Here is a 22,529-nt window from a genome sequence, read left to right on the forward strand (position 1 = left end):
CGCCCGCGAAGCCGTCCCGAAGCCGCCCCGAGAACCGCTCTGCCCTGGAGGTCCCCGTGCGCGTTGCCCTGATCACCGAGGGTGCCCGTCCGCACTCCCGGCGTGGTGCCGGAGGATGGTGCGACCGGCTGGCCGAGGGCCTGCCGGAGCACGAGTTCGCGCGGTACCTGCTGACCGGCCCGCAAAGCCCGACCGCCGCCGAGCCGCCGTCGCCCGTCTGGCGCGGCACGCACGGCCTGGCGCTGTGGGGGCGCCGGCCGGGCGGTCGGGCGCCGGGCGCGCTGCGCAGACGCCAGTACGCCGGGGCGTACGAACGACTGGTACGGGCGCTGGTGCTGCCCCGGGAGCGGGCCGGCTTCGGCCCCGGGCTGTACCGGCTGGCCGCGCAGGCCCGGGAGGACGGCACACTGCCCGCCTTCCTGGCGTCCGCGCACGCCCGCCGGATAGTCGAGCGGACCTGGCGGCTGCCCGGCGCGGACACCTCGGCCGGGCAGCCGCTGGTCCGCGACGTGCTGGTCGCGACCGACCTGCTGGAACAGTGCCTGCGCCCGCTGTCCGCGCCCTGGTACGGCACCGGCCCCGGCGGCCTCGGCGCCGCCGACCTGTGCCACGTGGTCGGCGGCGGCCCCGCCGCGCTGCCCGCCCTGGTGGCCCGGCACTTGCACGGCGTGCCGTTCGTGGTCACCGAACACGGCCTGCACCTGCGCCAGCAGTACCTCGGCTACCGCGAGGCGCCGTACCGGTGGCCGGTGCGGGCGCTGCTGCTGTCCTTCTTCCGCGCCCTCACCGAGGAGACCTACCGGCAGGCCGCGGTCCTCACCCCGGGCAGCGCCCACGACCAGCAGTGGCAGCGCCGCTGCGGGGCCGACCCGGCGCGGACCCGGGTGGTGTACGAGGGCACGCCGGCGGTGGACCGCCCCGCCGCCGGGCCGGAGCCGGTTGCGCCGACGCTGGTCTGGGCGGGCGCGCTGGAGCCGGGCCGCGACCCCGAGCTGATGCTGCACGCCTTCGCCCGGGTCCGTGCCGAACTGCCCGGCACCCGGCTGGTGCTGCACGGCGAGGAGGCGGCGCCCGGCTACCAGGCGCACTGCGCGGCGGTCGCCGAACGGATGGGGGTGGCCCCGGCCGTGGACTTCGCCGGGCCGCCCGGCCCGCTCGCCGAGGCGTGGGAGGCCGGCACGGTGGCCGTCTTCTCGGCGCTCTCCCAGGGCCGCCCCAGGCTGCTCGTGGACGCCATGCTCAGCGGCCGGGCGGTGGTGTCCACCGATGTCGGAGTGGCCCGCGAGGTGGTCGGGCCGACCGGGCTGCTGGTGCCCGCCCGCGACCCGCGGGCCCTGGCCGGCGCCTGCCTGGCACTGCTGCGCGACGAGGAGCGGCGGGCCCGGCTCGGGCTGGCCGGGCGGCTCCGGGCGCAGGAACGCTTCGCCGTGGAACCCGTGATCGGCGCCTTCCGGGAGATCTACCTGGAACTGGTCTCGCAGTACCCGGCCTTCCCCGACGGCGGGAGCGGCGCGGGCGGCGGTGAGCGCGGCCAGGCGCCGCGCCCGTTCGCCCGGCCCGCCGAGTACTGGCTCGCCGAGGGCCCGCGCGGCGGCCGCGACGGCGCCCCGGAGGACGGGCCCGAGGCCGGCGGCGTCCGGGAGCCGGCCGAGCTCGCGGACGCCGTCTGATGGCCGGCGGTGCGGCGCTCGGCAGCAGCGCGGACCCGGTGCGCGAGCTCATGGCGGAGCACCGGGAGCTGTGCGAGCGCGCCGTCGATCCGCTGGAGATCGCTGCCGGGCTGGAGGAGGCCGGGCTCGGGCCGGACGCCGCCGCCCGCTGCCGGCACGCCGACCTGTTCGCGCTCGCCGAGGAGCTGTACGCCCGGGTGCCCCGCCGGCCGCCGGAGCCCGGGCCGGCCCCGCCGCGGCGGCGGGGGGCCGATGCCCGGGCGGCGCTGACCGCCGCGGCGCTGGCCGCACTGCCCTGCGCGGCGGTGGTGGCGCTCGGCGCCCGCCGGCCGGTGACGGCGGCGGTGGCGGTGGCGGCCGCCCTGCCGCTGGTGCTGCTGCCCGCGCTGACCGCGCCGCCCCGGGCCGAGCCCGGCCCGCCGTTCGCCGGGCCCGCCCGTCCGTCGGACGCCCTCGGGCCCCGGCGGCGGCCCCGGGTGCGGCCTCGATGGCGCGGCGGCTCCCGGTACGACCCCGCCGCGCTCGGGTACGGGCTGGGCCTGGCCGCGCTGCTGCTGGTCCCGGCGGCCGTACCGGGCGCGGACCGGCCGCTGGCGGCCGCGCTGGTGCCGGCGGCGGCGCTGTCTGCCGGGTCGGCCGAGCGGGTGGCCCGCTGGTACCGGCAGGTCGGCTGCGGCCACCTCGGTGCGGCGGCCACCATGGCCGAGTTCCGGGCCCGGATGCGGCCGGTGCTGCCGGTCGCGCTGGCCCTGCACCTGGCGGTGCTCGGCGCCCTGACCTTCGCCGCGCTGGCCGTGGCGGCCGTCCTCGCGCCGCGTCCCGGGCCGGGCCACGGCGGCGGGCTGCTGCACGTGGTGGCCGAGCGGGCCGGCCCCGGCCCGTGGGCGGCGCAGGGCGTGCTGGGCCTGCTGCTGGTGCTGCCCGCGCTGCTGGCGCGCTGCGGCCGGACGACGGCCGCCGCGCTGGGGGCGTCGGCCGGGGCCGCCGCGACGCTCGGGCTGCTCGCCCTGGGCCGTTCCCTGCCGGCGGCCCTGCTGCTCGGCGGCGGCGCCGTCGCGGTGGTGCTGCTGGCGTACGCCTGGGCGGTGCTCGGCCGGGCCGGCTCGTACCGCTGCCCCCTTTCGTGATCCCCCGTTTCGTCCGTTCGTCGTTCTCAGTCCGTTCTCAGTCCGTTTTCCGTCTGTTTTTCCGTCTGTTTTCAGTCCGCCAGGTCGTCCCCGGCCTGGCTTCGTGGAAGGACACCCCTGATGAGGGTGCTGCTGCTGGGCGCCGACGGCTTCATCGGCCGCCGGGTCACCGACCGTCTGCTGATGGACCAGGAGTTGCAGGTGACGGTGCTCGGCCGGCGCGACTCGGCCGACATCCGCTTCGACCTGACCACCGGGAGCCCGGGTGCGCTGGCCCGGTTCCTGGACGCGGTCGCGCCGCAGGTGGTGATCAACTGCGCCGGCGCCACCTACGGCAGCTCGCGCACCCTGATCCGGTCGAACACGCTGGCCGTCGCGACGGTCTGCGAGGCGATCCGGCGCAGCCGGGAGCCGGCCCGGCTGGTGCACGTCGGCTCGGCCGCCGAGTACGGGCCGGTGCCCGGCGGGGTGCCGGTCTCGGAGCAGGCCGAGCCGCGGCCGGTCGGCCCGTACGGCGTGTCCAAGCTGGCCGGGACGGAGCTGGTGCTGGCCTCCGGCCTGGACGCGGCGGTGCTGCGGGTGTTCGACGTGGTGGGGCCGGGGGCGCCGACGGCCTCGCTGTTCGGGCGGCTGGCCGAGGGGCTGCGGCGGGCGCTGGAGCGGGACGAGAGCCAGGTGCGGATGCCGGACCTGTCCGGATACCGGGATTTCGTGGACGTGCGGGACGTCGCACGGGCCATCCAGGCGGCCGCGGTGTCGGCCGCCACCGGGGTGGTCAACATCGGCAGCGGGCACGCCGTCCGGGCCCGTGACGCGGCCCAACTGCTGGTGCGGGCCTCGGGGTTCGAGGGGTCCATCGTGGAGGAGAACCGGCAGGTCCTGCTGCCCGCGCAGGCCGGCGTGGCGGCGGGCGAGCACCCGCACGGCCATCACCACCACCAGCCTGGCCCCTACCTCCCGGGCCACCGGGCGGACGGCCAGCGGCCGGAGGGCCGGGCGGCGGCGGGCGAGCCGGTGCCGTGGCGGCAGGCGGACGTGCGCACCGCCCGGGACCGTCTCGGATGGCGGACGCAGGTGCCGCTGGAGGAGTCCCTCGGGGACGTCTGGCTGGAGACGGCCTGCCGGGTCTGAGGAGGCTCCGGGGTGCCTCGGGGCCGGTGGGACACGGGCCCGGGGCGCCTTCGGGGGCCCGGCGCCCGGTCCCACGATCCGGCGCCACCTGTCTCGCCCACCGGACAGGCTGTCTCGGAATAGAGAGGGGGCGTGACACTGTTGGCCTAGAGAGCCACCCGAGTGGTGGAGCAACAACCCCACGAAGAGGCTGGCCCAGGCCACCCGAACAAGACACCCATCGGAGTCCCCGTGTCGTTGCCACCCCTGGTCGAGCCGGCCGACGAGCTCACCGTCGATGAGGTCCGCCGGTACTCCCGCCACCTGATCATCCCCGACGTGGGCATGGCCGGGCAGAAGCGGTTGAAGAACGCCAAGGTGCTGTGCGTGGGCGCCGGCGGCCTGGGCTCGCCCGCCCTGCTGTACCTGGCCGCCGCCGGTGTCGGCACGCTGGGCATCGTCGAGTTCGACGTGGTGGACGAGTCGAACCTGCAGCGCCAGGTGATCCACGGCCAGTCGGACGTGGGCCGCTCCAAGGCGGAGTCGGCGCGCGACTCGGTCAAGGAGATCAACCCCTACGTCGACGTGGTCCTGCACGAGGAGCGCCTCGACAACTCCAACGTCATGGAGATCTTCTCCGGCTACGACCTGATCGTCGACGGCACCGACAACTTCGCCACCCGCTACCTGGTGAACGACGCCGCGGTGCTGCTCGGCAAGCCGTACGTGTGGGGCTCGATCTACCGCTTCGACGGCCAGGCCAGCGTCTTCTGGGCCGAACACGGCCCCTGCTACCGCTGCCTGTACCCGGAGGCCCCGCCGGCGGGCATGGTCCCCTCCTGCGCCGAGGGCGGCGTGCTGGGCGTGCTGTGCGCGTCCATCGGCTCGATCCAGGTCACCGAGGCGATCAAGCTGCTGGCCGGCATCGGCGAGCCGCTGCTCGGCCGGCTGATGATCTACGACGCCCTGGAGATGACCTACCGCCAGGTGAAGGTCCGCAAGGACCCGAACTGCGCGGTCTGCGGCGAGAACCCGACGGTCACCGAGCTGATCGACTACGAGGCCTTCTGCGGCGTCGTGTCGGACGAGGCGCAGGCCGCCGCCGCCGGTTCGACCATCACCTCGAAGCAGCTCAAGCAGTGGCAGGACGACAAGGAGGACATCTTCCTGGTCGACGTCCGCGAGCCCGGCGAGTACGAGATCGTCAACATCCCCGGTGCGGTGCTGATCCCGAAGAACGAGTTCCTGATGGGCAACGCCCTGGAGTCGCTGCCGCAGGACCGGAAGATCGTGCTGCACTGCAAGTCGGGCGTGCGCTCGGCCGAGGTGCTGGCCGTGGTGAAGTCCGCGGGCTTCGCCAACGCCGTCCACCTTGGCGGCGGCGTGCTCGGCTGGGTGAACCAGATCGAGCCGCACAAGCCGGTCTACTGACCGACGCGTTCACGTTGACGACGAAGGGCCCGCCGTTCGGCGGGCCCTTCGTCGTGCGGTCAGAGCGCGTGCCTGCGCTGCAGCACGTTGTAGGCGATCCAGCCCGGCAGCACCGGCAGCCAGAAGGTGAGCGCCCGGTAGAGGAACACCGCCGGGGTGGCGACCGTCGGGGACACGTCCGCGACGGTCAGGGCGCCGATCAGGGCCACCTCGACCGGGCCGATGCCGCCCGGGGTGGGGATCGCCGAGCCCGCCGCGTTGGCGGTCAGGAAGACCACCGCGACGGCCGAGAAGCTGACGTCGCCGCCGAAGGCCTGCACCGAGAAGTCCAGGCAGGCGGTGAAGGACAGGGTCAGCAGCAGGATGCCGCCGAAGCCGGTGACCAGCTTGCTGGGCGTCTGCATCAGGTCGAGCATCCGCGGCACCACGCCGAAGAACAGCGAGCGCAGGCGGCCCAGCACGAACCGGCGCAGCGGCGCGACGGCGGCCACCACCAGGGCGAGTACGGCGGCGGTCAGCACGCCGATGATCACCGCGCGGGAGGCGGAGAGGTCGCCGTTGGTCTGGCTGCCGGTGATCAGGCCGAAGCTGAACAGCAGCAGCAGGTGCCCGGCCAGGCCCGCCAGCTGGGAGGCACCGACCGAGGCCACGGCCTGGCCGGAACGGATGCCGGCCCGCTGCAGGTAGCGGGTGTTGAGGGCGATGCCGCCGATCGCGGCGGGGGCGACCAGCTTGACGAAGGAGCCGGCCAGCTGGGCGGCGACGGTGCGCCGGAACGGCAGCCGCTCGGGGACGAAGCCGGTCAGGCTCATCGCGGCGGCGACGTAGCTGAACGCGGCCGCGACCAGGGCGGCCGCCGCCCAGGCCCAGTTCATCTGGGAGAGCTTGAGCTGGGCCGGCTTGATGGTGGTCAGGGCCAGGTAGGCGGCGAAGGTGAGCGCGATCACCATGATCAGGCTCTTGGGCTTCAGCCGTTCCAGCTTGGCCGGCTCCATCGGCGCCTCGGGGGCGATCTGCAGGATCTGGCCGCGGATGCGGCTCAGCAGGTCCTCGCCGGCCGCCGCGATGTCCTCCTCGGCCTGCTGCTGGGTGCGCTCGCCGGCCGCGACCTGCGCCAGCGCCTTGGCGCGGGCGGCGGCCTTGCGCTCCTTGCCGAGCCTGGCCAGTTCGATCCTGGTGGAACGGCTCAGCCCGACCGGCTGGAGGAGCGGCAGCGCCTGCGCCACCCGCTCGGCGCCGAGCACCGCGTTGGCGGCGGCGACGGCCCGCTCCGGGCCGATCCGCAGCGCGAAGGTGGTGAGCAGCTGCGCGACGTCGATGCGCAGGGTCAGGTCGGTGGCGGCGATGTCGCCGCCGGAGAGGTTGACCAGGCAGCCGGTCTCCTCGTCCACCACCAGCAGCGACTCGCCGGTCAGCCGGCGGTGGGCGATCCGGCGCTCGTGCAGGGCGGCCACGGACTGCCAGATCGAGGCCATCACCCGGTCGGTGACCTCGTCGTCGGCCAGCTCGTCCAGGGCGCGGCCCTCGACGTTCTCGTACACCAGGATCGCGGCGTCCGGGCCGAGTTCGGAGGTGGCGACGAGCTGCGGCGCGCGGGCGCCCGAGGCGGCCGCCGCGTACGCGATCAGGGCCTCCTGCTCCAGCGCCTGGCGCAGCGACTGCGGGCTGCGGCGCACCGCGACCGAGCGCAGCCGCAGCCGCCGCCAGGCCCGGTAGAAGAAGCCGGAGGCCTGCTGCTCGCGGTCGATGATGTGGACGTCCAGGGGCGGGCCGCCCTGCTGGGTGACGTAGTACCGGCGGGTGCCGCCGGGGGCGTCGGAGGCGCGGTGGGCGCCGTCCGGGGTGAAGCCGACCTTGCGCAGGCCGATCATCATGTGCTGGCCGGTGGGCCGGATGTTGGGGGAGCCGATCGCGTACAGCGTGCCGTAGGCGACGGACCAGCCGATCAGCACGGTGAGCATCAGCGACAGCGGGGTGGTGTAGCCGCCGAGCAGCTCGGTGACCCCGCTGAAGACCACCACCACCCACAGGGCGACCCGCCAGCGCGGTCTGCTCGACATGCCGACGGCGGTCATGTAGGCGATCACCGGCGCGAGGTAGCCGTGCACCGGGTCGGTGAGGGTGCCGTTGCTGTCCAGCGGCAGCCTGGTCAGCGCCTCCCGGATGTGGTCGGAGGCGCCTTCGGCCACCCACCAGTCGATGCCGAGCGAGACGCCGTACGCGAGCACCGAGGCCAGGACGCCGTCGGCGACCCGCAGGCCGTCGCGTTTGATCAGCCGCTCGACGGCGAAGGCCAGCGGCACGGCGAGCACCGCGACGCTGGAGACCAGGCCGGTGATCGTGGCGAGCACCGCGGAGAAGTGCGGCGCGTTGGTGGCGATGTCCTGCTCGATGCCGGTGGTCGTTGAAGTGGCGATGCCGGCCAGCACGAAGACGGCGACGATCCCGAAGACGCCCGTGAGGAAGCGGAGCAGGTCGGACGGGCGGTGCGCGCGGGCGGCGAGCAGCGGCTCGTCGACGTCCAGGTGCGGGGCGTCGTCCAGCGGGTCCTGGTCGTGGTCGTCGGGCAGCGGAGCCTGGGCCTGCGGGGCTGCGGGCTCCGGGGCCGGGGGCTGCGGGGTGGCGGGCCGGCCGGGCGCGGGGGTCTTGATCGTCCGGTCCTTGATCAGGGAGACTTCCGGGGTCGGCCCCGGTGCGGGCCGGTCCTCGTCCCCGCCGCCGGGCGCCGGGGGCACGGCGGCAGCGGACTCGTCGGAGTCCTTGTCCACGCCCACGTCAACCGTCCCGGTCATCTGGTCTTGTCCTCGTATCACCACTCACCGCCCCGAAGATGGTGGCATGCCCCGAGGCCCCGTGCTGGACAGGGGGCGGATCGGGCGCGGCGTCCCGTTCGTACGGCACCGCGGGTGCGCGCCCGTGCGGAAGAATGCCGCAGGTGACGGACGTAACAGACGACGGCCTCCCGGACGCCCTACCGCCCTTCGCCGAACTGGTGCTCGACCTGACCGAGCGGATTCCACCCGGGCGGGTGATGACCTACGGCGACGTCGCCGAGTACCTCGGCCAGGGCGGACCGCGGCAGGTCGGCCGGGTGATGGCCCACTACGGCGGCTCGGTGCCCTGGTGGCGGGTCATCCGCGCGGACGGGCGCCTCCTGCCCGGCCACGAGCAGCGCGCCCTCGCCCACTACGGCGAGGAGGGCACCCCGCTGCGCGAACTCGCCGACCCGCCCCGGGTCGACCTCAAGCGGGCCCGCTGGGACGGGGAACCGCCGGAAGCCCACTGAGGGCGCCGGGGACGCCGGGGACGCCCCGCGCGGGCGGGGAATGACGGAGCAGGACCGTAGGCTCGATGCGGGCGGGCCCCGGCGGGGCCCGCCCGGCCATGCCCTGTTCGACCCCGGGACCAGTCCGTGAACTCCCCCTACCGGCTCGTGCGCAGCCCCCTCGTCCAGCCCGACCCCCCCGTGCTGGACGCCTACCAGCGCGCCGTCGTCGAGCACGCCGGCGGCCCGCTGCTGGTCCTGGCCGGCCCGGGCACCGGCAAGACCACCACCCTCGTCGAGGCCGTCGCCCGGCGGATCGAGGACGGCACCGACCCCGAGCGGATCCTCGTCCTCACCTTCAGCCGCAAGGCCGCGACGGAGCTGCGCGACCGGATGGCCGGCCGGCTCGGCGGCACCGCCGCCGCCCCGCAGGCCACCACCTTCCACTCCTTCTGCTACGCCCTGCTGCGCGCCCACCAGGACCCGCAGGACTACGCCGAGCCGCTGCGGCTGCTCTCCGGCCCCGAGCAGGACGTCATGGTCCGCGAACTGCTCGCCGGCGGCGCCGAGGACGCCCGCCTCGGCAGCTCCCGGATCCCGTGGCCGCTGGACCTGCGGGCCTGCCTGACCACCCGCGGCTTCGCCGACGAAGTCCGCGCCGTCCTCGCCCGCAGCCGCGAGCTCGGCCTCGGCGAAGCCGAACTGGAGCGCTTCGCCCAGGGCGTCCAGCGCCCCGACTGGGCCGCCGCCGCCCACTTCCTGGCCGACTACCTCGACGTGCTCGACCTGCGCGGCGTCCTCGACTACGCCGAACTCGTCCACCGCGCCGTCCTCCTCGCCGAGCGCCCCGACGTCGGGCAGGAGCTGCGGCAGCGCTACGACGCCGTCTTCGTCGACGAGTACCAGGACACCGACCCCTCCCAGGTCCGGTTGCTGCGCCGGCTCGCCGGCGACGGACGCGACCTCGTCGCCGTCGGCGACCCCGACCAGTCGATCTACGCCTTCCGTGGCGCCGACATCAACGGCATCCTCGACTTCCCGCAGACCTTCCGCCGGGCCGACGGCAGCCCCGCCGAGGTCAAGGTCCTGCGCGTCTCCCGCCGCTCCGGCGCGCTCCTGCTCGCCGCCTCCCGGGAGATCGCCCGGCGGATGCCGATGGGCCGCCTGCCCGCCGACAAGCTCGCCCAGCACCGCGCCCTGCTGCCCTCCCGCGAGGGCGGCCGGGTCGAGGTGTACACCTACCCGACCCCCGGCGCCGAACTCGACTCGATCGCCGACCTGCTGCGCCGCGCCCACCTGGAGGACGGCGTGCCCTGGGGCGAGATGGCCGTGCTCGTCCGGGCCGGCGCCCGCTCCATCCCCGGCGTGCGGCGGGCCCTCGGCGCGGCCGGCGTCCCGCTGGAGATCGACGGCGACGACCTGCCGCTGCGCGAGGAGCCGGCCGTCGCCCAGCTGCTGCTCGCCCTGCGGGTCTGCGCCCGACAGGCGTCGCGGCAGGCCGCCCGCGACCGGTACGGCGACCCGGAGGCAGCGGACGCAGAGGATGTGACGGACGTTGCGGACGCTGTGGAGGCTCCCGGCGCCCGCGACACCGACACCGACGCCGCAGCCGACCCGCTCACCACCGAGCTGGCCCACGCCCTGCTCACCGGCCCGCTCGGCGGCCTCGACGGCTCCGACCTGCGGCGCCTGGGCCGCGCCCTGCGCGAGGAGGAACGCGCCGCGCTGCGCGCCGAAGGCCGTCCCGGCACGGCCCCGCGCCCGGCCGACGAGCTGATCCGCGAAGCCCTCGCCGAGCCCGAGCGGCTGGTCGCCCTCGACCCCGCGTACGCCCGCCGTGCCCGCGACCTCGGCACGCTGCTGCGCAAGGTCCGCGAGATGCTGGCCGGCGGCTGCACCGCCGAGGAGGCGCTGTGGGAGCTTTGGGAGGGCAGCCGACGCTGGCGCGAGCGCCTGGAGCGGGCCGCCCTGCGCGGCGGCGCCGCCGGCCGCAACGCCGACCGCGACCTGGACGCGCTGTGCGCCCTGTTCGAGACCGCCGCCCGTGCCGAGGAGCAGGTCACCGGCCACCGCAGCGCCCTCGACCTGCTCGCCGAACTCGAAGCCCAGGACATCGCCGCCGACACCCTCACCGTCCGGGCGGTGCGCCCCGAGGCCGTCCGGTTGATGACCGCCCACCGCTCCAAGGGCCTGGAGTGGCGCTTGGTTGTCGTCGCCGGCGTCCAGGACGGCCTCTGGCCCGACCTGCGCCGCCGCGGCTCCCTGCTGGAGGCCGACCGGATCGGCCGCGACGGCCTCGCCGAACCGCTCTCCCCGGGCGCCCTGCTCGGCGAGGAGCGCCGCCTCTTCTACGTGGCCGCGACCCGCGCCAGGGAACGGCTGGTCGTCACCGCCGTCAAGGCCCCCGCCGACGACGGCGACGAACCCTCCCGCTTCCTGCGCGAGCTCTACCGCGAGGACGTCGACCCGCACTCCGGCAAGGTGGTGCGCCGCACCCCGCCGGTCACCGTCGAGGATGTCACCCACCGCCCGCGCCGCCCGCTGTCCGTCGCCGCGCTGGTCGCCGAGCTGCGCGCGGTCACCGTCGACCCCGCGCGCTCGCCCGAACTGCGCCGCGCCGCCGCCGAACGGCTCGCCGTCCTCGCCACCGCCACCGACGAGGACGGGCTGCCGCTGGTGCCCGCCGCCCACCCGGACCGCTGGTGGGGCCTGGACGAACCGACCGCCGCCCCCGAGCCGCTGCGCAGCGCCGACCTGCCGGTACGGCTGTCCGGCAGCGGCCTGGAGCAGTTGGAGAACTGCTCGCTGCAGTGGTTCCTGGACAAGGAGGTCAAGGCGCGCGGCGCTGGCTCGGCCGCCCAGGGCTTCGGGAACGTGGTGCACGCGCTCGCCGACGAGGTCGGCTCCGGCCGCACTCCCGCCGACCTCGCCGTCCTCATGGAGCGCCTGGACACCGTCTGGGACGCGCTGGCCTTCGACGCGCCCTGGAAGTCCCGGCAGGAGAAGACCGAGGCCCGCGCCGCCCTGGAGCGCTTCCTCAACTGGCACGTCCTGGAACGCGGCCGGGACGTCGTCGCCACCGAGCACGGCTTCGACGTCACCCTCGACGTCGGCGGCGTCTCGGTGCGCATCCGCGGCTCGATGGACCGGGTCGAGAAGGACGGCTCCGGGCGCGCCTACGTGGTCGACTTCAAGACCGGCAAGCAGCTGCCCACCGACCGGTCGCTGCCGGAGCACAAGCAGCTCGCCGTCTACCAGCTCGCCGTCCGGGCCGGCGCCCTGGGCGGGCTGCCCGGCTTCGCCGAGGACCCCCCGGCCACCGGCGGCGCCGAACTGGTGCACCTGCGCGAGCCCGCCGCCAAGGCCGCCCAGGACGCCCCCAAGGTCCAGCGGCAGGACCCGCCGGACGGCGAGCGCTGGATCGAGAACCTGCTCGCCGAGGCGGCCGGGAAGGTCCTCGCCGAGCGCTTCGTCCCGCAGACCGGCGGCGGCTGCGACCGCTGCTCCTTCCGCCGCAGCTGCTCGGCCCAGCGGGACGGCGCCCAACTGGTCGAGTGAGGATTGTCCGCCGCTCCGGTTACGGTTGCGGGGTGACCGCCGTGCTCAGCCATCCCGACCAGCTCAAGGAGCTGCTGGGGATCCCGTTCAACCGGGAGCAGATGGCGGCCGTCGGCGCCCCCCTGGAACCGGCCGTGATCGTGGCCGGCGCCGGCTCCGGCAAGACCACCGTGATGGCCGCCCGGGTCGTCTGGCTGGTCGGCTCCGGCGCCGTACGGCCCGAGGAGGTGCTCGGCCTCACCTTCACCAACAAGGCGGCCGGCGAACTCGCCGACCGGGTCCGGACCGCCCTGCGGGTCTGCGGCCTGGGGACGGCCCCGGCCGACGGCTGGGGGAGCGCCGCCGGCCAGGGCGCCGCCGAACCGCTCGGCGAGCCGGAGATCTCCACCTACCACGCCTTCGCCGGCCGCCTCCTCAAGGAGCACGGCCTGCGGATCGGCATCGAACCGGACGTACGGCTGCTCGCCGACGCCACCCGCTTCCAGCTCGCCGCCAAGGTGCTGCGCACCGCCCGCGGCCCGTTCCCCGCGCTCACCGGCACCTTCACCAACCTGGTCGCCGACCTCACCGCGCTGGACGGCGAACTCGCCGAGCACCTCGTCGAGCCGCAGGCCCTGCGCGACTTCGACGAGCGGCTGCTGGACACCCTCGCCACCGTCAAGCTGACCAACGACGACCTGCGGGCCGTCCCGGCCGCCGCCCGCGCCCGGCAGGAGCTGCTGCGCCTGGTCGAGGAGTACCGGCGCCGCAAGCGCTCCGCCGGGCTGATGGACTTCGGCGACCAGATAGCCGCCGCCGCCCGCCTCGCCCAGCAGCGCCCCGAGGTCGGCGAGCTGCTGCGCGGCCAGTTCCGGGTGGTGCTGCTGGACGAGTACCAGGACACCTCGGTGGCCCAGCGCCTGATGCTCGCCGGCCTGTTCGGCGCCGGCCCCGGCGGCGTCGGCACCGGCCACCCGGTCACCGCCGTCGGCGACCCCTGCCAGGCGATCTACGGCTGGCGCGGCGCCTCCGTCGCCAACCTCGACGAGTTCCCCCGGCACTTCCCCAAGGCCGACGGCCGCCCCGCCGACCGCTACGCGCTCAGCGAGAACCGCCGCAGCGGTGGACGCCTGCTCGCCTTCGCCAACACCCTCGCCGCGCCGCTGCGGGAGATGCACGAGGGCGTCGAGGCGCTGCGCCCGGCACCCGGCGCCGAACACGACGGCTTCGTCCGGGCGGCGCTGCTGCCCACCCACGCCGAGGAGGTCGACTGGCTCGCCGACTCGGTCGCCCACCTGGTGCGCACCGGCACCGCGCCCGGCCGGATCGCCGTGCTGTGCCGCGGCGGCGCCGCCTTCCCGGACATCCACGCGGCGCTGGTCGCCCGCGAGGTGCCGGTCGAGGTGGTGGGCCTCGGCGGGCTGCTGCAACTGCCCGAGGTGGCCGACCTGGTGGCGGTCTGCGAGGTGCTGCAGGACCCGACCGCCAACGCCGCGCTGGTGCGCCTGCTGATCGGCCCGCGCTGGCGGATCGGCCCGCGCGACCTCGCGCTGCTCGGCCGGCGGGCCGCCGAACTGGTGCGCACCGCCCGGCCCGAGGGCGTCGAGGCGCTGGCCGCGGCCGTCGCCGAGGCCGACCCGACCGAGGTGGTGTCGCTGGCCGACGCGGTGGAGAGCTTCCTCGACGGGTCGTCCGGTGAGGAGGGCAAGTCCGACGGGCTGCCGTTCTCCGCCGAGGCGCGGGTGCGCTTCGCCCGTCTCGCCCAGGAGCTGCGCGATCTGCGCCGCTCGCTCGCCGACCCGCTGATGGACGTGCTGCACCGGGTGCTGGCCGTCACCGGCCTGGAGGTCGAACTCGCCGCCTCCCCGCAGGCGTTGGCCGCCCGGCGGCGGGAGACCCTGCACGCCTTCCTGGACGTCGCCGCCTCCTTCGCCGACCTCGACGGCGACCCGGGCCTCGCCGCCTTCCTGGGCTTCCTGCGCGCCGCCCAGGAGTACGACCGCGGCCTGGACAGCAGCCTGCCCGGCGGCGAGGACACCGTGAAGGTCCTCACCGCCCACAAGTCCAAGGGCCTGGAGTGGGACGTGGTGGCCGTCCCCGGCCTGGTGCGGGGCGCGTTCCCCTCCGCCACCCCGCGCGAGCGCTGGACCAGCGCCAAGCGCGTGCTCCCGCACGCCCTGCGCGGCGACGCCGCCACCCTGCCCGACGTGCGCGGCGGCTGGACCGGGAAGTCGATGACCGCCTTCCGGAAGGAGCTGGCCGAGCACGCCGGCACCGAGGAACTGCGCCTCGGCTACGTCGCGTTCACCCGCCCGCGCTCGCTGCTGCTGGCCTCCGGGCACTGGTGGGGGCCGAGCCAGAAGACCGTCCGCGGCCCGTCCGACTTCCTGGAGCGGCTGCGCGAGCACTGCGAGCAGCCCGGCGCGGGCGAGGTCGAACACTGGGCCGAGCGGCCGGCCGAGGGCGCCGCGAACCCGGCGCTGACCGCCCCCGTCGAGCACCCCTGGCCGCTGCCGCTGGACCCTGCCGCGCAGCACGCCCGCCGCCGGGTCGCCGAGGTGGTGCACGCCCGGCTGGCGGGCCGGCCGGCGCCGGAGCCCGAGCCGATGGCCGCCGAGGACCAGCGCCAGGTGGCCTCCTGGGACCGCGATCTGACCGCGCTGCTGGGCGAGTTGGAGCGTTCCCGGCGCACCGCGCGCGAGGTGCCGCTGCCCGCCGCGCTGTCCGCCACCCAGCTGCTGCGGCTGGCCGCCGACCCGGACGGCTTCGCCCGCGACCTGGCCCGCCCGATGCCGCGCCCCCCGCAGCCCGCCGCCCGGCGCGGCACCCGCTTCCACGCCTGGGTGCAGTCCCGGATCGAGCCGCTGCTGCTGATCGAGCCCGGCGCGCTGCCCGGCGCCGACGACGACGGCATCGAGGACGAGCAGGACCTGGAGCGGCTCAAGGAGGCGTTCCTGCGCACCCCGTACGCGCAGCGCAAGCCCCACCGGGTCGAGGCGCCGTTCCAACTGGTGCTGGCGGGGCGGGTGGTGCGCGGACGGATCGACGCGGTCTACCGGGACGCCGGCGCGTTGACGGAATCCGGTGGTGCGTCACGCTACGAAGTGGTGGACTGGAAGACCCACCGCGAGGAGACGGCGGACCCGCTGCAGCTCGCGGTCTACCGGTTGGCCTGGGCCGAGCAGGCGGGCGTCGACCCCGAGCAGGTCACCGCTTCGTTCCTGTACGTCCGCAGCGGACGGATCGTCCGTCCGGCAGGACTTCCCGACCGAAAAGAGTTGGAACGGCTCCTGATCGGGAACAGTGACTAATGAGTCACGCAGAGCATCCAAGTCATCACGCCAGTGCCCGAAACCTGTGCGTCATGCACGTTTCGCGCCTATTGTGGGGTCGGTAACCGGTCAACCCCCGTGCTCCGGCCGCCAGCGAGGCCCACATTCCCTGACCCTCAGTCATCACCGCAGGTGCCCCCGGGCACCGGCGTCTTCTGCTGGAGAGACCGAAGTTGAGCGCGACCGGATGGATCAGAGAGCGGTTCGCCGGGCCGACCCCGCGACCCGCCCCGCGCACGACCGGCACCTGGCCGAGGACGGCGCTCGCGCTGCCCCTCCTCGGCATGGTGCTGATCGTCGCCCTCGACTACGTCAGCGGCACCGAGGTGACGGTCGAACCCGCCCTCACCGCCGTACCCGCGCTGGCCGCCATGGTCAGCCGCCGCACCTGGTACCCGCTCGTCATCGGTCTGTGCACCGAGGCGGCGGCCTTCCTGATGGCCTTCCGCAGCGACACGCTCGGCGAGTCCGTGCACGCCGCCAGCGTCATCGCGGTCCTGCTGGTCGCCACGATCGGCTGGGTCAGCGCCACCCTGAGACTGCGCCAGGAGCGGGCCCTGGCCGACGCCCAGCTGGTCGCCTCGATCGCCCGCCGGGTGCTGCTGCGGCCCGTCCCCGAGAGGGTCGGCACCGTCCGGGCCGCCGTCCACTACGAGGCCGCCGCCGCCCACGCCCGCATCGGCGGCGACCTCTACGAGGTGGTCAACACCCGGCACGGCGTCCGGGCCGTGGTCGGGGACGTGCGCGGCAAGGGCCTCGGCGCGGTCGAGACGGCCGCCGCCGTGCTCGGCGCCTTCCGCGAGGCCGCCCACCAGGAACCCGCGCTGGACCGGGTGGCCGGCTGGCTGGCCGTCAGCCTCGACCGCGCCCTGCACGAGAACGACCACCCGGGCGTGGAGGAGGAGTTCGTCACCCTGGTACTGATCGGCGTCGGGCCCGACGGCGCCGCCGAGATCGTCAACTGCGGCCACCCCGCGCCGCTGCTGCTGCGCTCCGGCGAGGTCAGCCCGCTCGAACTCGCCGAGACCGTACCGCCGCTGGGCGTCCTCGACCCGGCCGACGTCCACCCGCCGGTGCACCGGGTCCAGCTGCGGGACGACGACCGGGTGCTGCTGTTCACCGACGGGATGATCGAGGCCCGCGACCGCGCGGGCACCTTCTACCCGCTCGCCGAACGGCTCCCGCACTGCGCCGACGGCCGCCCCGCCGACGTCCTGCGGCGCCTCCACGAGGACGTGGTGCGCCACGTCGGGCGCCAACTCGGCGACGACGCGGCCATGCTGCTCCTGCAGTACGCCCCCGCGCCGCCGACCGTCCACGTCCCGCAGCAGGCCGGAGTCCTGACGCGGCACTGACCCCACCCGCTACAGCGACACCTCGACCAGCAGCGGCCGGTGGTCCGACACGGCCGTGCGCGGCGCCGCCGCCGGGCCCACCGCCGTGCGCGGCACACCGACCGCCAGCACGTGGTCGAACTGCACCGCCGGCCGGTGCGAGGGGTACGTCGGCGTGCGCGCCAGGTCGTACCAGCCCGGCAGCCGGGGCCGCGGCTCGCGCACGCGCCGCCGGCGCGCCTCGGCCGGCCGCGGGTGCGCCCGGCGGGCCGCCCGCAGCTCCCGCACCCGTACCCGCGGCGCGGTGCGCTCCAGTGCCGTCGCCCCGCCGAGCACCGTGCGCGGCACCGCGCCGACCAGGTTGAAGTCGCCCAGGACCAGGTACGGCTGGGGCAGGTCGGCGATCCAGCGCCGGATGCCCGCCAGCTGCGCCATGTTCCAGCCCGGCACGAAGGACAGGTGCGCCGCCACCACGGTGAACGGCCCGAGGTCGCCCTCCAGCACCGCGGCCACCGCCGCCCGCGGCTCGTCCGGCACCGGGGTCAGCCCGCGCCGCCCGGCCACCCGCAGCGGCAGCCCGAACGGCGCCGGGGCGAACCGCCGGGCCCGCCAGTGCCGCACCGGCAGCCGGGTCAGCAGCGCCGTCCCGTACGAGGGCGGGGCGTCGTCGCCCACCTCGCCCGGCCCGTACACCCGCAGGCCGTCGGGCCCGGACGGCTCCCGCAGCCAGCCGGCCACCGGCGCCGGGCGCCCGTGCAGCGCGGCGGCGAACCGCCAGTCCTTGGCGCCCATCGCCGCGGCCGCCACCGCGGCCTGGTCGGTGCCGCCGGAGCGCGCCTGGTGCCGGTCCACCTCCTGCAGGGCCAGGACGTCGGCGTCCAGCGCGGCCACGGCCTCGGCCAGCGGTGCGCCGGCGTCGGAGGGGTAGGGCCGCGGCGCGCCGTCCGGGGCGAGGGGCTGACCGTGCAACAGGTTGAAGGTGGCGATGCGCAACTGGCTCACACCGCACGACGGTACCCGGTCGCCGGGAGAGGCGGGGCGCGAGGCGGAGGGGTGGGGCGCGGGGTGCGAGGGCGCGGGGCGAGGTGAGGGGCGCGGCTTGAGGTGGGAGGGCATACCGGGTATACATACCGAGTATGTCCATCCGTCACGGTCTGCTCGCCCTGCTCGACCAGGGCCCGCGCTACGGCTACCAACTGCGCACCGAATTCGAGGCGCGCACCGGCGCCACCTGGCCGCTCAACGTCGGGCAGGTCTACACCACGCTGTCCAGACTGGAGCGCGACGGCCTGGTCGAACCCGCCGGGGAGGACCAGGACGGCCACCAGTTCTACGCCGTCACCGACGCCGGCCGCTCCGAACTCCGGGCCTGGTTCGACACCCCGGTGCCCCGGACCAGCCCCCCGCGCGACGAACTGGCGATCAAGCTCGCCATGGCCGTCACCGTCCCCGGCGTCGACGTCTCCGCCGTCGTCCAGGGCCAGCGCCGGCACAGCATCAAGGCACTGCAGGACTACACCCGGCTCAAGGGCCGCGCCCTGGCCGGAGCCCCGCAGCCCGGCGAAGCGGACCGGCCCGGCACCGTGCCCGCCACCAGCAACGACCTCGCCTGGCTGCTCGTCCTCGACCAGCTGATCTTCCAGACCGAGGCCGAGATCCGCTGGCTCGACCACTGCGAGACCCGGCTCGCCCAGCAGGCCGAACTGCTTCAGACCCGCACCGCCGAAGCCGGCCGCGACGGCGGCGCCGCACCGGCCAAGCGCGGCCGCCGGCTGCGCGCCTGACCGCCTGAGCGTCTGAATGCCTGAGCGCCTAAATGCCCTGAGCGCCCGAATGCCTGAGCGCCGTCACGCCTGAACGCCGAGGCGCCTGAGCGCTCGGCACCGAACCACCGGCTCGGACCCCGACCCCGAGCCGACACCCAGTACGAGGGGGGAATCGTGTCCCACACCGAAGAAGCCCGGCACACGCCGGTGCTGCACCTGGAGAACGTCACCCGGGTCCACGGCCACGGCGCAGCCGAGGTCCAGGCCCTGCGCGGCGTCGACCTCAAGGTCCACCCCGGCGAGTTCGTCGCCGTCATGGGGCCCTCCGGCTCCGGCAAGTCGACCCTGCTCACCCTGGCCGGCGGCCTCGACAGCCCGAGCACCGGCCGGGTCCTGGTCGAGGGCGTCGCCCTCGGCGACCTCAACCGCAAGAAGCTCGCCCAGGTCCGCCGCCGCTCCGTCGGCTACGTCTTCCAGGACTACAACCTGATCCCGGCGCTCACCGCCGCCGAGAACATCTCACTGCCGCGCGAACTCGACGGCCTGTCCACCCGCGCCGCCCGCCGCGAGGCCCTCGCCGCCCTGGAGGAACTCGGCATCCCGGAGCTCGCCGACCGCTTCCCCGACGACATGTCCGGCGGCCAGCAGCAGCGCGTCGCCATCGCCCGCGCCCTGATCGGCGACCGCCGCCTCGTCCTCGCCGACGAACCCACCGGCGCCCTCGACTCCACCACCGGCGAAGCCGTCCTCGCCGTCCTGCGCGCCCGCTGCGACGCCGGCGCCGCCGCCATGATGGTCACCCACGAGGCCCGGCACGCCGCCTGGGCCGACCGCGTCGTCTTCCTGCGCGACGGCCGCATGGTCGACGAGTCCGTCAGCCAGGACGCCGCCAGCCTGCTCGTCAGCGCCGCCACCAACAGCGCGAAGGTGGACGAGTGAAGCTCAGCACCTGGCGGGTCGCCCTGCGCATCGCCCGCCGCGACGCCCTGCGCGCCAAGGGCCGCAGCGCCCTCGTCATCGCGATGGTCGCGCTGCCCGTCCTCGGCGTCACCGGCGCCGACGTGGTCTTCCGCAGCGCCGCCCTCTCGCCCGCCGAACGCGCCGTCCGCGTCATGGGCCGGGCCGCCGCCGAGCTGGAGATGGTCGAGCCCGGCGCCACCGTCGTGCAGGCGCCGGACCCGGACCAGGGCTTCACCGTCAAGAGCCCCAAGGACGCGGCGAAGAACGGCGGCGCCGAGCCCCAGTACACCGCCACGCAGCAGCGCTCCCTCGGCACCGACCCCGCCGAACTGGCCCGGCAGCTGCTGCCGGCCGGCGCCACCCTCGTGCCCGAACGCCAGGGCCCGTACACCGCGGCGAGCAGCACCGACGGCCTGCTCGCCACCCGGGTCACCGAGGCCGACCTGGGCGACCCGGTCTGGAACGGCCGCGTCGACCTGGTCACGGGCCGGGCACCCGCGAACGACCACGAGACCGCCGTCACCCCCGACTTCCTCAAGCGCTCCGGCCTCAAGGTCGGCGACCGGACCGCCGTCCGCGGCCTGGAAGCCACCCCGTTCACCATCACCGGCGTCTACGAGTACCCCGGCGAGCTCAACGCCACCGAGCTCTTCGCCCAGCCCGGCGCCCTGATCGACCGGATCGCCAAGACCCCCGGCGCCGCCCGCGGCCCCGGCTCCGGCACCGGCGAGCCCACCACCTGGCTGGTCAAGCTCCCGGACGGCGCCGGCCTCGACTGGCACAAGGTCACCGAACTCAACGAGTACGGCTTCCACGTCACCTCGCGCGCGGTCCTGACCGACCCCCCGGCCCGCGCCGACGTCCCGTACTTCACCGACCAGGACCGGCACGGCTTCGGCGAGGCGTCGTACTTCAACCGGACCTCCGTCGTCATCCTCGCCACCGTCGTCGGCATGGCCCTGCTGGAGATCGTCCTCCTCGCGGGCCCCGCCTTCGCCGTCGGGGCCCGGCGCTCCCGGCGGCAGCTCGGCCTGCTCGCCGCGGCCGGCGGTGACCGCGCCAACGTCCGCGCCGTCGTCCTCGGCGGCGGCATCGTCCTCGGCGTCGTCGGCGCCGCGACCGGCCTCGCCCTCGGCGTCGGCCTGGTCGCCCTGCTGCGCACCCAGGCGGAGCAGTACTCCGGCCGGCGCTTCGGGCACTTCGCCCTCCAGCCGCTCGACCTGCTCGGCGTGCTCCTGGTCGGCCTGGTCACCGGCCTGCTCGCCGCCGTCGTCCCCGCCGTCCAGGCCTCCCGGCAGGACGTCGTCTCCGCGCTCACCGGCCGCGACTCGCTCAAGCCGCCGAGCCGCAAGCTCGCCGTGCTCGGCCTGCTGATGCTCGGCGGCGGCGCCGCCCTGGCCCTGGTGGGCGCCACCAGCGGCATCGGCAACCGCAGCCTGGCCGTCCTCGGCGGCTCGGCCGTCGCCGAACTCGGCATGGTCGCGCTCACGCCCTACCTGGTCGGCCTCTTCGGCCGGCTCGGCCGCTGGCTCTCGCTCGGCCCCCGGCTCGCCCTGCGCGACTCGGTGCGCCACCGGGGCCGCACCGCGCCCGCCGTCGCCGCCGTCATGGCCGCCGTCGCCGGCTCCGTCGCCGTCAGCGTGTACACCGCCAGCTTCGAGGACCAGTACCGGAGCGAGTACGTCGCCCACGGCCCGTCCGGCGCCGTCCTGCTCGGCAGCGGCTGGCTGAGCGGGACCGACGGCAAGCTGCTGCCCCAGATGCGCGAGGCCGTCGAACGCGGCATCCCCGACCTCGGCCCGCGCGCCGACGTCCGCAACGTGCACTACAAGGGCAACTGCTCCGACGGCGGGCCCTGCGGCTACATCAGCGTGGACCTGCCCAAGGAGATGCGCTGCCCGGTCCTCGACGAGGACCGCGAGTTCGGGCCCGGCGAGGCCGAGCGGATCCTGGAGACCGACAAGCGCTGCCAGGCGGACACCCGCCGCGGAAGCCCGTACGGCCCGCTCACCGTCGGCGACGCCACCCTGCTGCGCAACCTCTACGGCGTCACCGACCCGGCCGCCGGCCAGGCCCTCGCCGCCGGGAAGGCGGTGATCTTCGACGCCCGGTACCTCCGGGACGGCAAGGTCGCCCTGCAGTACAGCGACCCGGTGGACTACAACGCGAGCGGCAACGCCTCCCGCAAGCAGGTCCGCCACGAGGTCGCCGTCGACGCCGTCCTCGCCGACGCCTCGCTGCCCTCCCCCGCGCAGGCCGTGCTCAGCCCGGACACCGCCGCGAAGCTCGGGTTCACCACCTCGGAAGCCGGCTCGGTCTGGCTGCCCGGCTCCGCGCCCTCCGACAGCGCCCAGCAGAAGGCCGACGGCGCGCTGGCCAGGATCACCGACCGCGACCTGCTCACCGTCGAGCGCGGCTACCAGTCCCACGCCGACCTCATCACCCTCGGCCTGACCGTCTTCGCCGGGCTGGTCGCCCTCGGCGCGGCCGGCATCGCCACCGGACTCGCCGCCGCGGACTCCCAGCGCGACCTCACCACCCTGGCGGCGGTCGGCGCCGAGCCCCGCATCCGGCGCTCGCTGTCCGGCTTCCAGTGCGGCGTGATCGCCGCCATGGGCGCCCTGCTCGGCGTGGTCTGCGGCATCGTGCCGGGCGCGGCCCTGCGCAAGGTCGAGGGCGCGGCGAGCTACTACCCCGGCATGAGCCCCGACGAGCTCGCCCACCGGGCGTCCGTGGTCTTCCCGTGGCCGACCATCGCCGCCACCGTCGTGGTGCTCCCGCTGCTCGCGGCCGCCCTCGCGGCGGTACTGACCCGCTCGCGGATCACGATGCTGCGCCGCTCGGGCTGATTGCCCGCGCCGCCCGGGCTGAGGCCCGTCCGACCGCTCCCCACCCCCGCCGCAGCCGTACCGCGGCGGGGGTGACGGAGGTTACAGCCCCGTGAGCGCCCGGCAGCCGGACGTCCGGGGCGGGCACCCGTACGGGCGAACTACAGTC

At 75.6% G+C, this 22,529-nt stretch carries 13 protein-coding genes; 11 read left to right on the top strand and 2 right to left on the bottom strand.

The window, feature by feature from the left end:
• Positions 1–56: 56 nt before the first annotated feature.
• From AC0B61_RS15450 to moeZ, 4 genes are all read left to right on the top strand, one after another.
• Positions 57–1,670 carry a DUF3492 domain-containing protein gene (locus AC0B61_RS15450; RefSeq protein ID WP_471741164.1) on the top strand — a complete coding sequence of 538 codons (1,614 nt, stop codon included), beginning with the start codon at positions 57–59 and terminating at the stop codon, positions 1,668–1,670.
• A complete protein-coding gene (locus AC0B61_RS15455; RefSeq protein WP_471741165.1) occupies positions 1,670–2,797 on the top strand; it encodes a hypothetical protein in 1,128 nt (375 codons plus the stop codon). The genes AC0B61_RS15450 and AC0B61_RS15455 overlap by 1 nt, the downstream gene beginning before the upstream one ends.
• A gap of 120 nt (positions 2,798–2,917) precedes the next feature.
• On the top strand, positions 2,918–3,928 hold the full coding sequence (locus tag AC0B61_RS15460) for an NAD-dependent epimerase/dehydratase family protein (protein WP_471741166.1): 1,011 nt from the start codon (positions 2,918–2,920) through the stop codon (positions 3,926–3,928).
• Between the two features lie 231 nt (positions 3,929–4,159).
• Positions 4,160–5,338: an adenylyltransferase/sulfurtransferase MoeZ gene (moeZ, locus tag AC0B61_RS15465; protein WP_471741167.1), complete on the top strand. Its 1,179-nt coding sequence runs from the start codon at positions 4,160–4,162 to the stop codon at positions 5,336–5,338.
• Between the two features lie 59 nt (positions 5,339–5,397).
• On the opposite strand, the gene AC0B61_RS15470 is transcribed toward moeZ, so the two are convergent.
• Positions 5,398–8,130 (bottom strand): flippase-like domain-containing protein, encoded by a 2,733-nt coding sequence (locus tag AC0B61_RS15470; protein ID WP_471741168.1) that lies wholly within the window; start codon positions 8,128–8,130, stop codon positions 5,398–5,400.
• Positions 8,131–8,264: 134 nt separating this feature from the next.
• On the opposite strand from AC0B61_RS15470, the gene AC0B61_RS15475 reads away from it, so the two are divergent.
• The 4 genes from AC0B61_RS15475 to AC0B61_RS15490 all read left to right on the top strand — a co-directional run bounded on the left by AC0B61_RS15475 (position 8,265) and on the right by AC0B61_RS15490 (position 16,827).
• Entirely contained in the window at positions 8,265–8,624 is a 360-nt protein-coding gene (locus AC0B61_RS15475) for an MGMT family protein (protein WP_471741169.1), read from the top strand.
• A 126-nt stretch (positions 8,625–8,750) separates the two neighbouring features.
• Positions 8,751–12,161, top strand: a complete 3,411-nt coding sequence (locus tag AC0B61_RS15480; RefSeq protein ID WP_471741170.1) for an ATP-dependent helicase — start codon at positions 8,751–8,753, stop codon at positions 12,159–12,161.
• Between the two features lie 32 nt (positions 12,162–12,193).
• On the top strand, positions 12,194–15,451 hold the full coding sequence (locus tag AC0B61_RS15485; protein ID WP_471741171.1) for a UvrD-helicase domain-containing protein: 3,258 nt from the start codon (positions 12,194–12,196) through the stop codon (positions 15,449–15,451).
• 194 nt (positions 15,452–15,645) lie between these two features.
• Positions 15,646–16,827, top strand: coding sequence for a PP2C family protein-serine/threonine phosphatase (locus tag AC0B61_RS15490; protein ID WP_471741172.1), 1,182 nt, complete (start codon positions 15,646–15,648; stop codon positions 16,825–16,827).
• Positions 16,828–16,836: 9 nt separating this feature from the next.
• Here AC0B61_RS15490 and AC0B61_RS15495 read toward each other — a convergent pair whose 3' ends face one another.
• Positions 16,837–17,808: an endonuclease/exonuclease/phosphatase family protein gene (locus AC0B61_RS15495; protein ID WP_471741173.1), complete on the bottom strand. Its 972-nt coding sequence runs from the start codon at positions 17,806–17,808 to the stop codon at positions 16,837–16,839.
• Positions 17,809–17,942: 134 nt separating this feature from the next.
• On the opposite strand from AC0B61_RS15495, the gene AC0B61_RS15500 reads away from it, so the two are divergent.
• The 3 genes from AC0B61_RS15500 (at position 17,943) to AC0B61_RS15510 (ending at position 22,381) form a co-directional block, all read left to right on the top strand.
• A complete protein-coding gene (locus tag AC0B61_RS15500) occupies positions 17,943–18,590 on the top strand; it encodes a PadR family transcriptional regulator (protein WP_471741174.1) in 648 nt (215 codons plus the stop codon).
• Between the two features lie 156 nt (positions 18,591–18,746).
• The gene (locus AC0B61_RS15505) at positions 18,747–19,511 is read left to right on the top strand and encodes an ABC transporter ATP-binding protein (RefSeq protein ID WP_471741175.1); all 765 of its coding nucleotides are present in this window, start codon (positions 18,747–18,749) and stop codon (positions 19,509–19,511) included.
• Entirely contained in the window at positions 19,508–22,381 is a 2,874-nt protein-coding gene (locus AC0B61_RS15510; protein ID WP_471741176.1) for an FtsX-like permease family protein, read from the top strand. Before AC0B61_RS15505 ends, AC0B61_RS15510 begins: the two co-directional genes overlap by 4 nt.
• Positions 22,382–22,529: the final 148 nt, after the last annotated feature.

The organism is Kitasatospora sp. NPDC023385 (assembly GCF_055664045.1).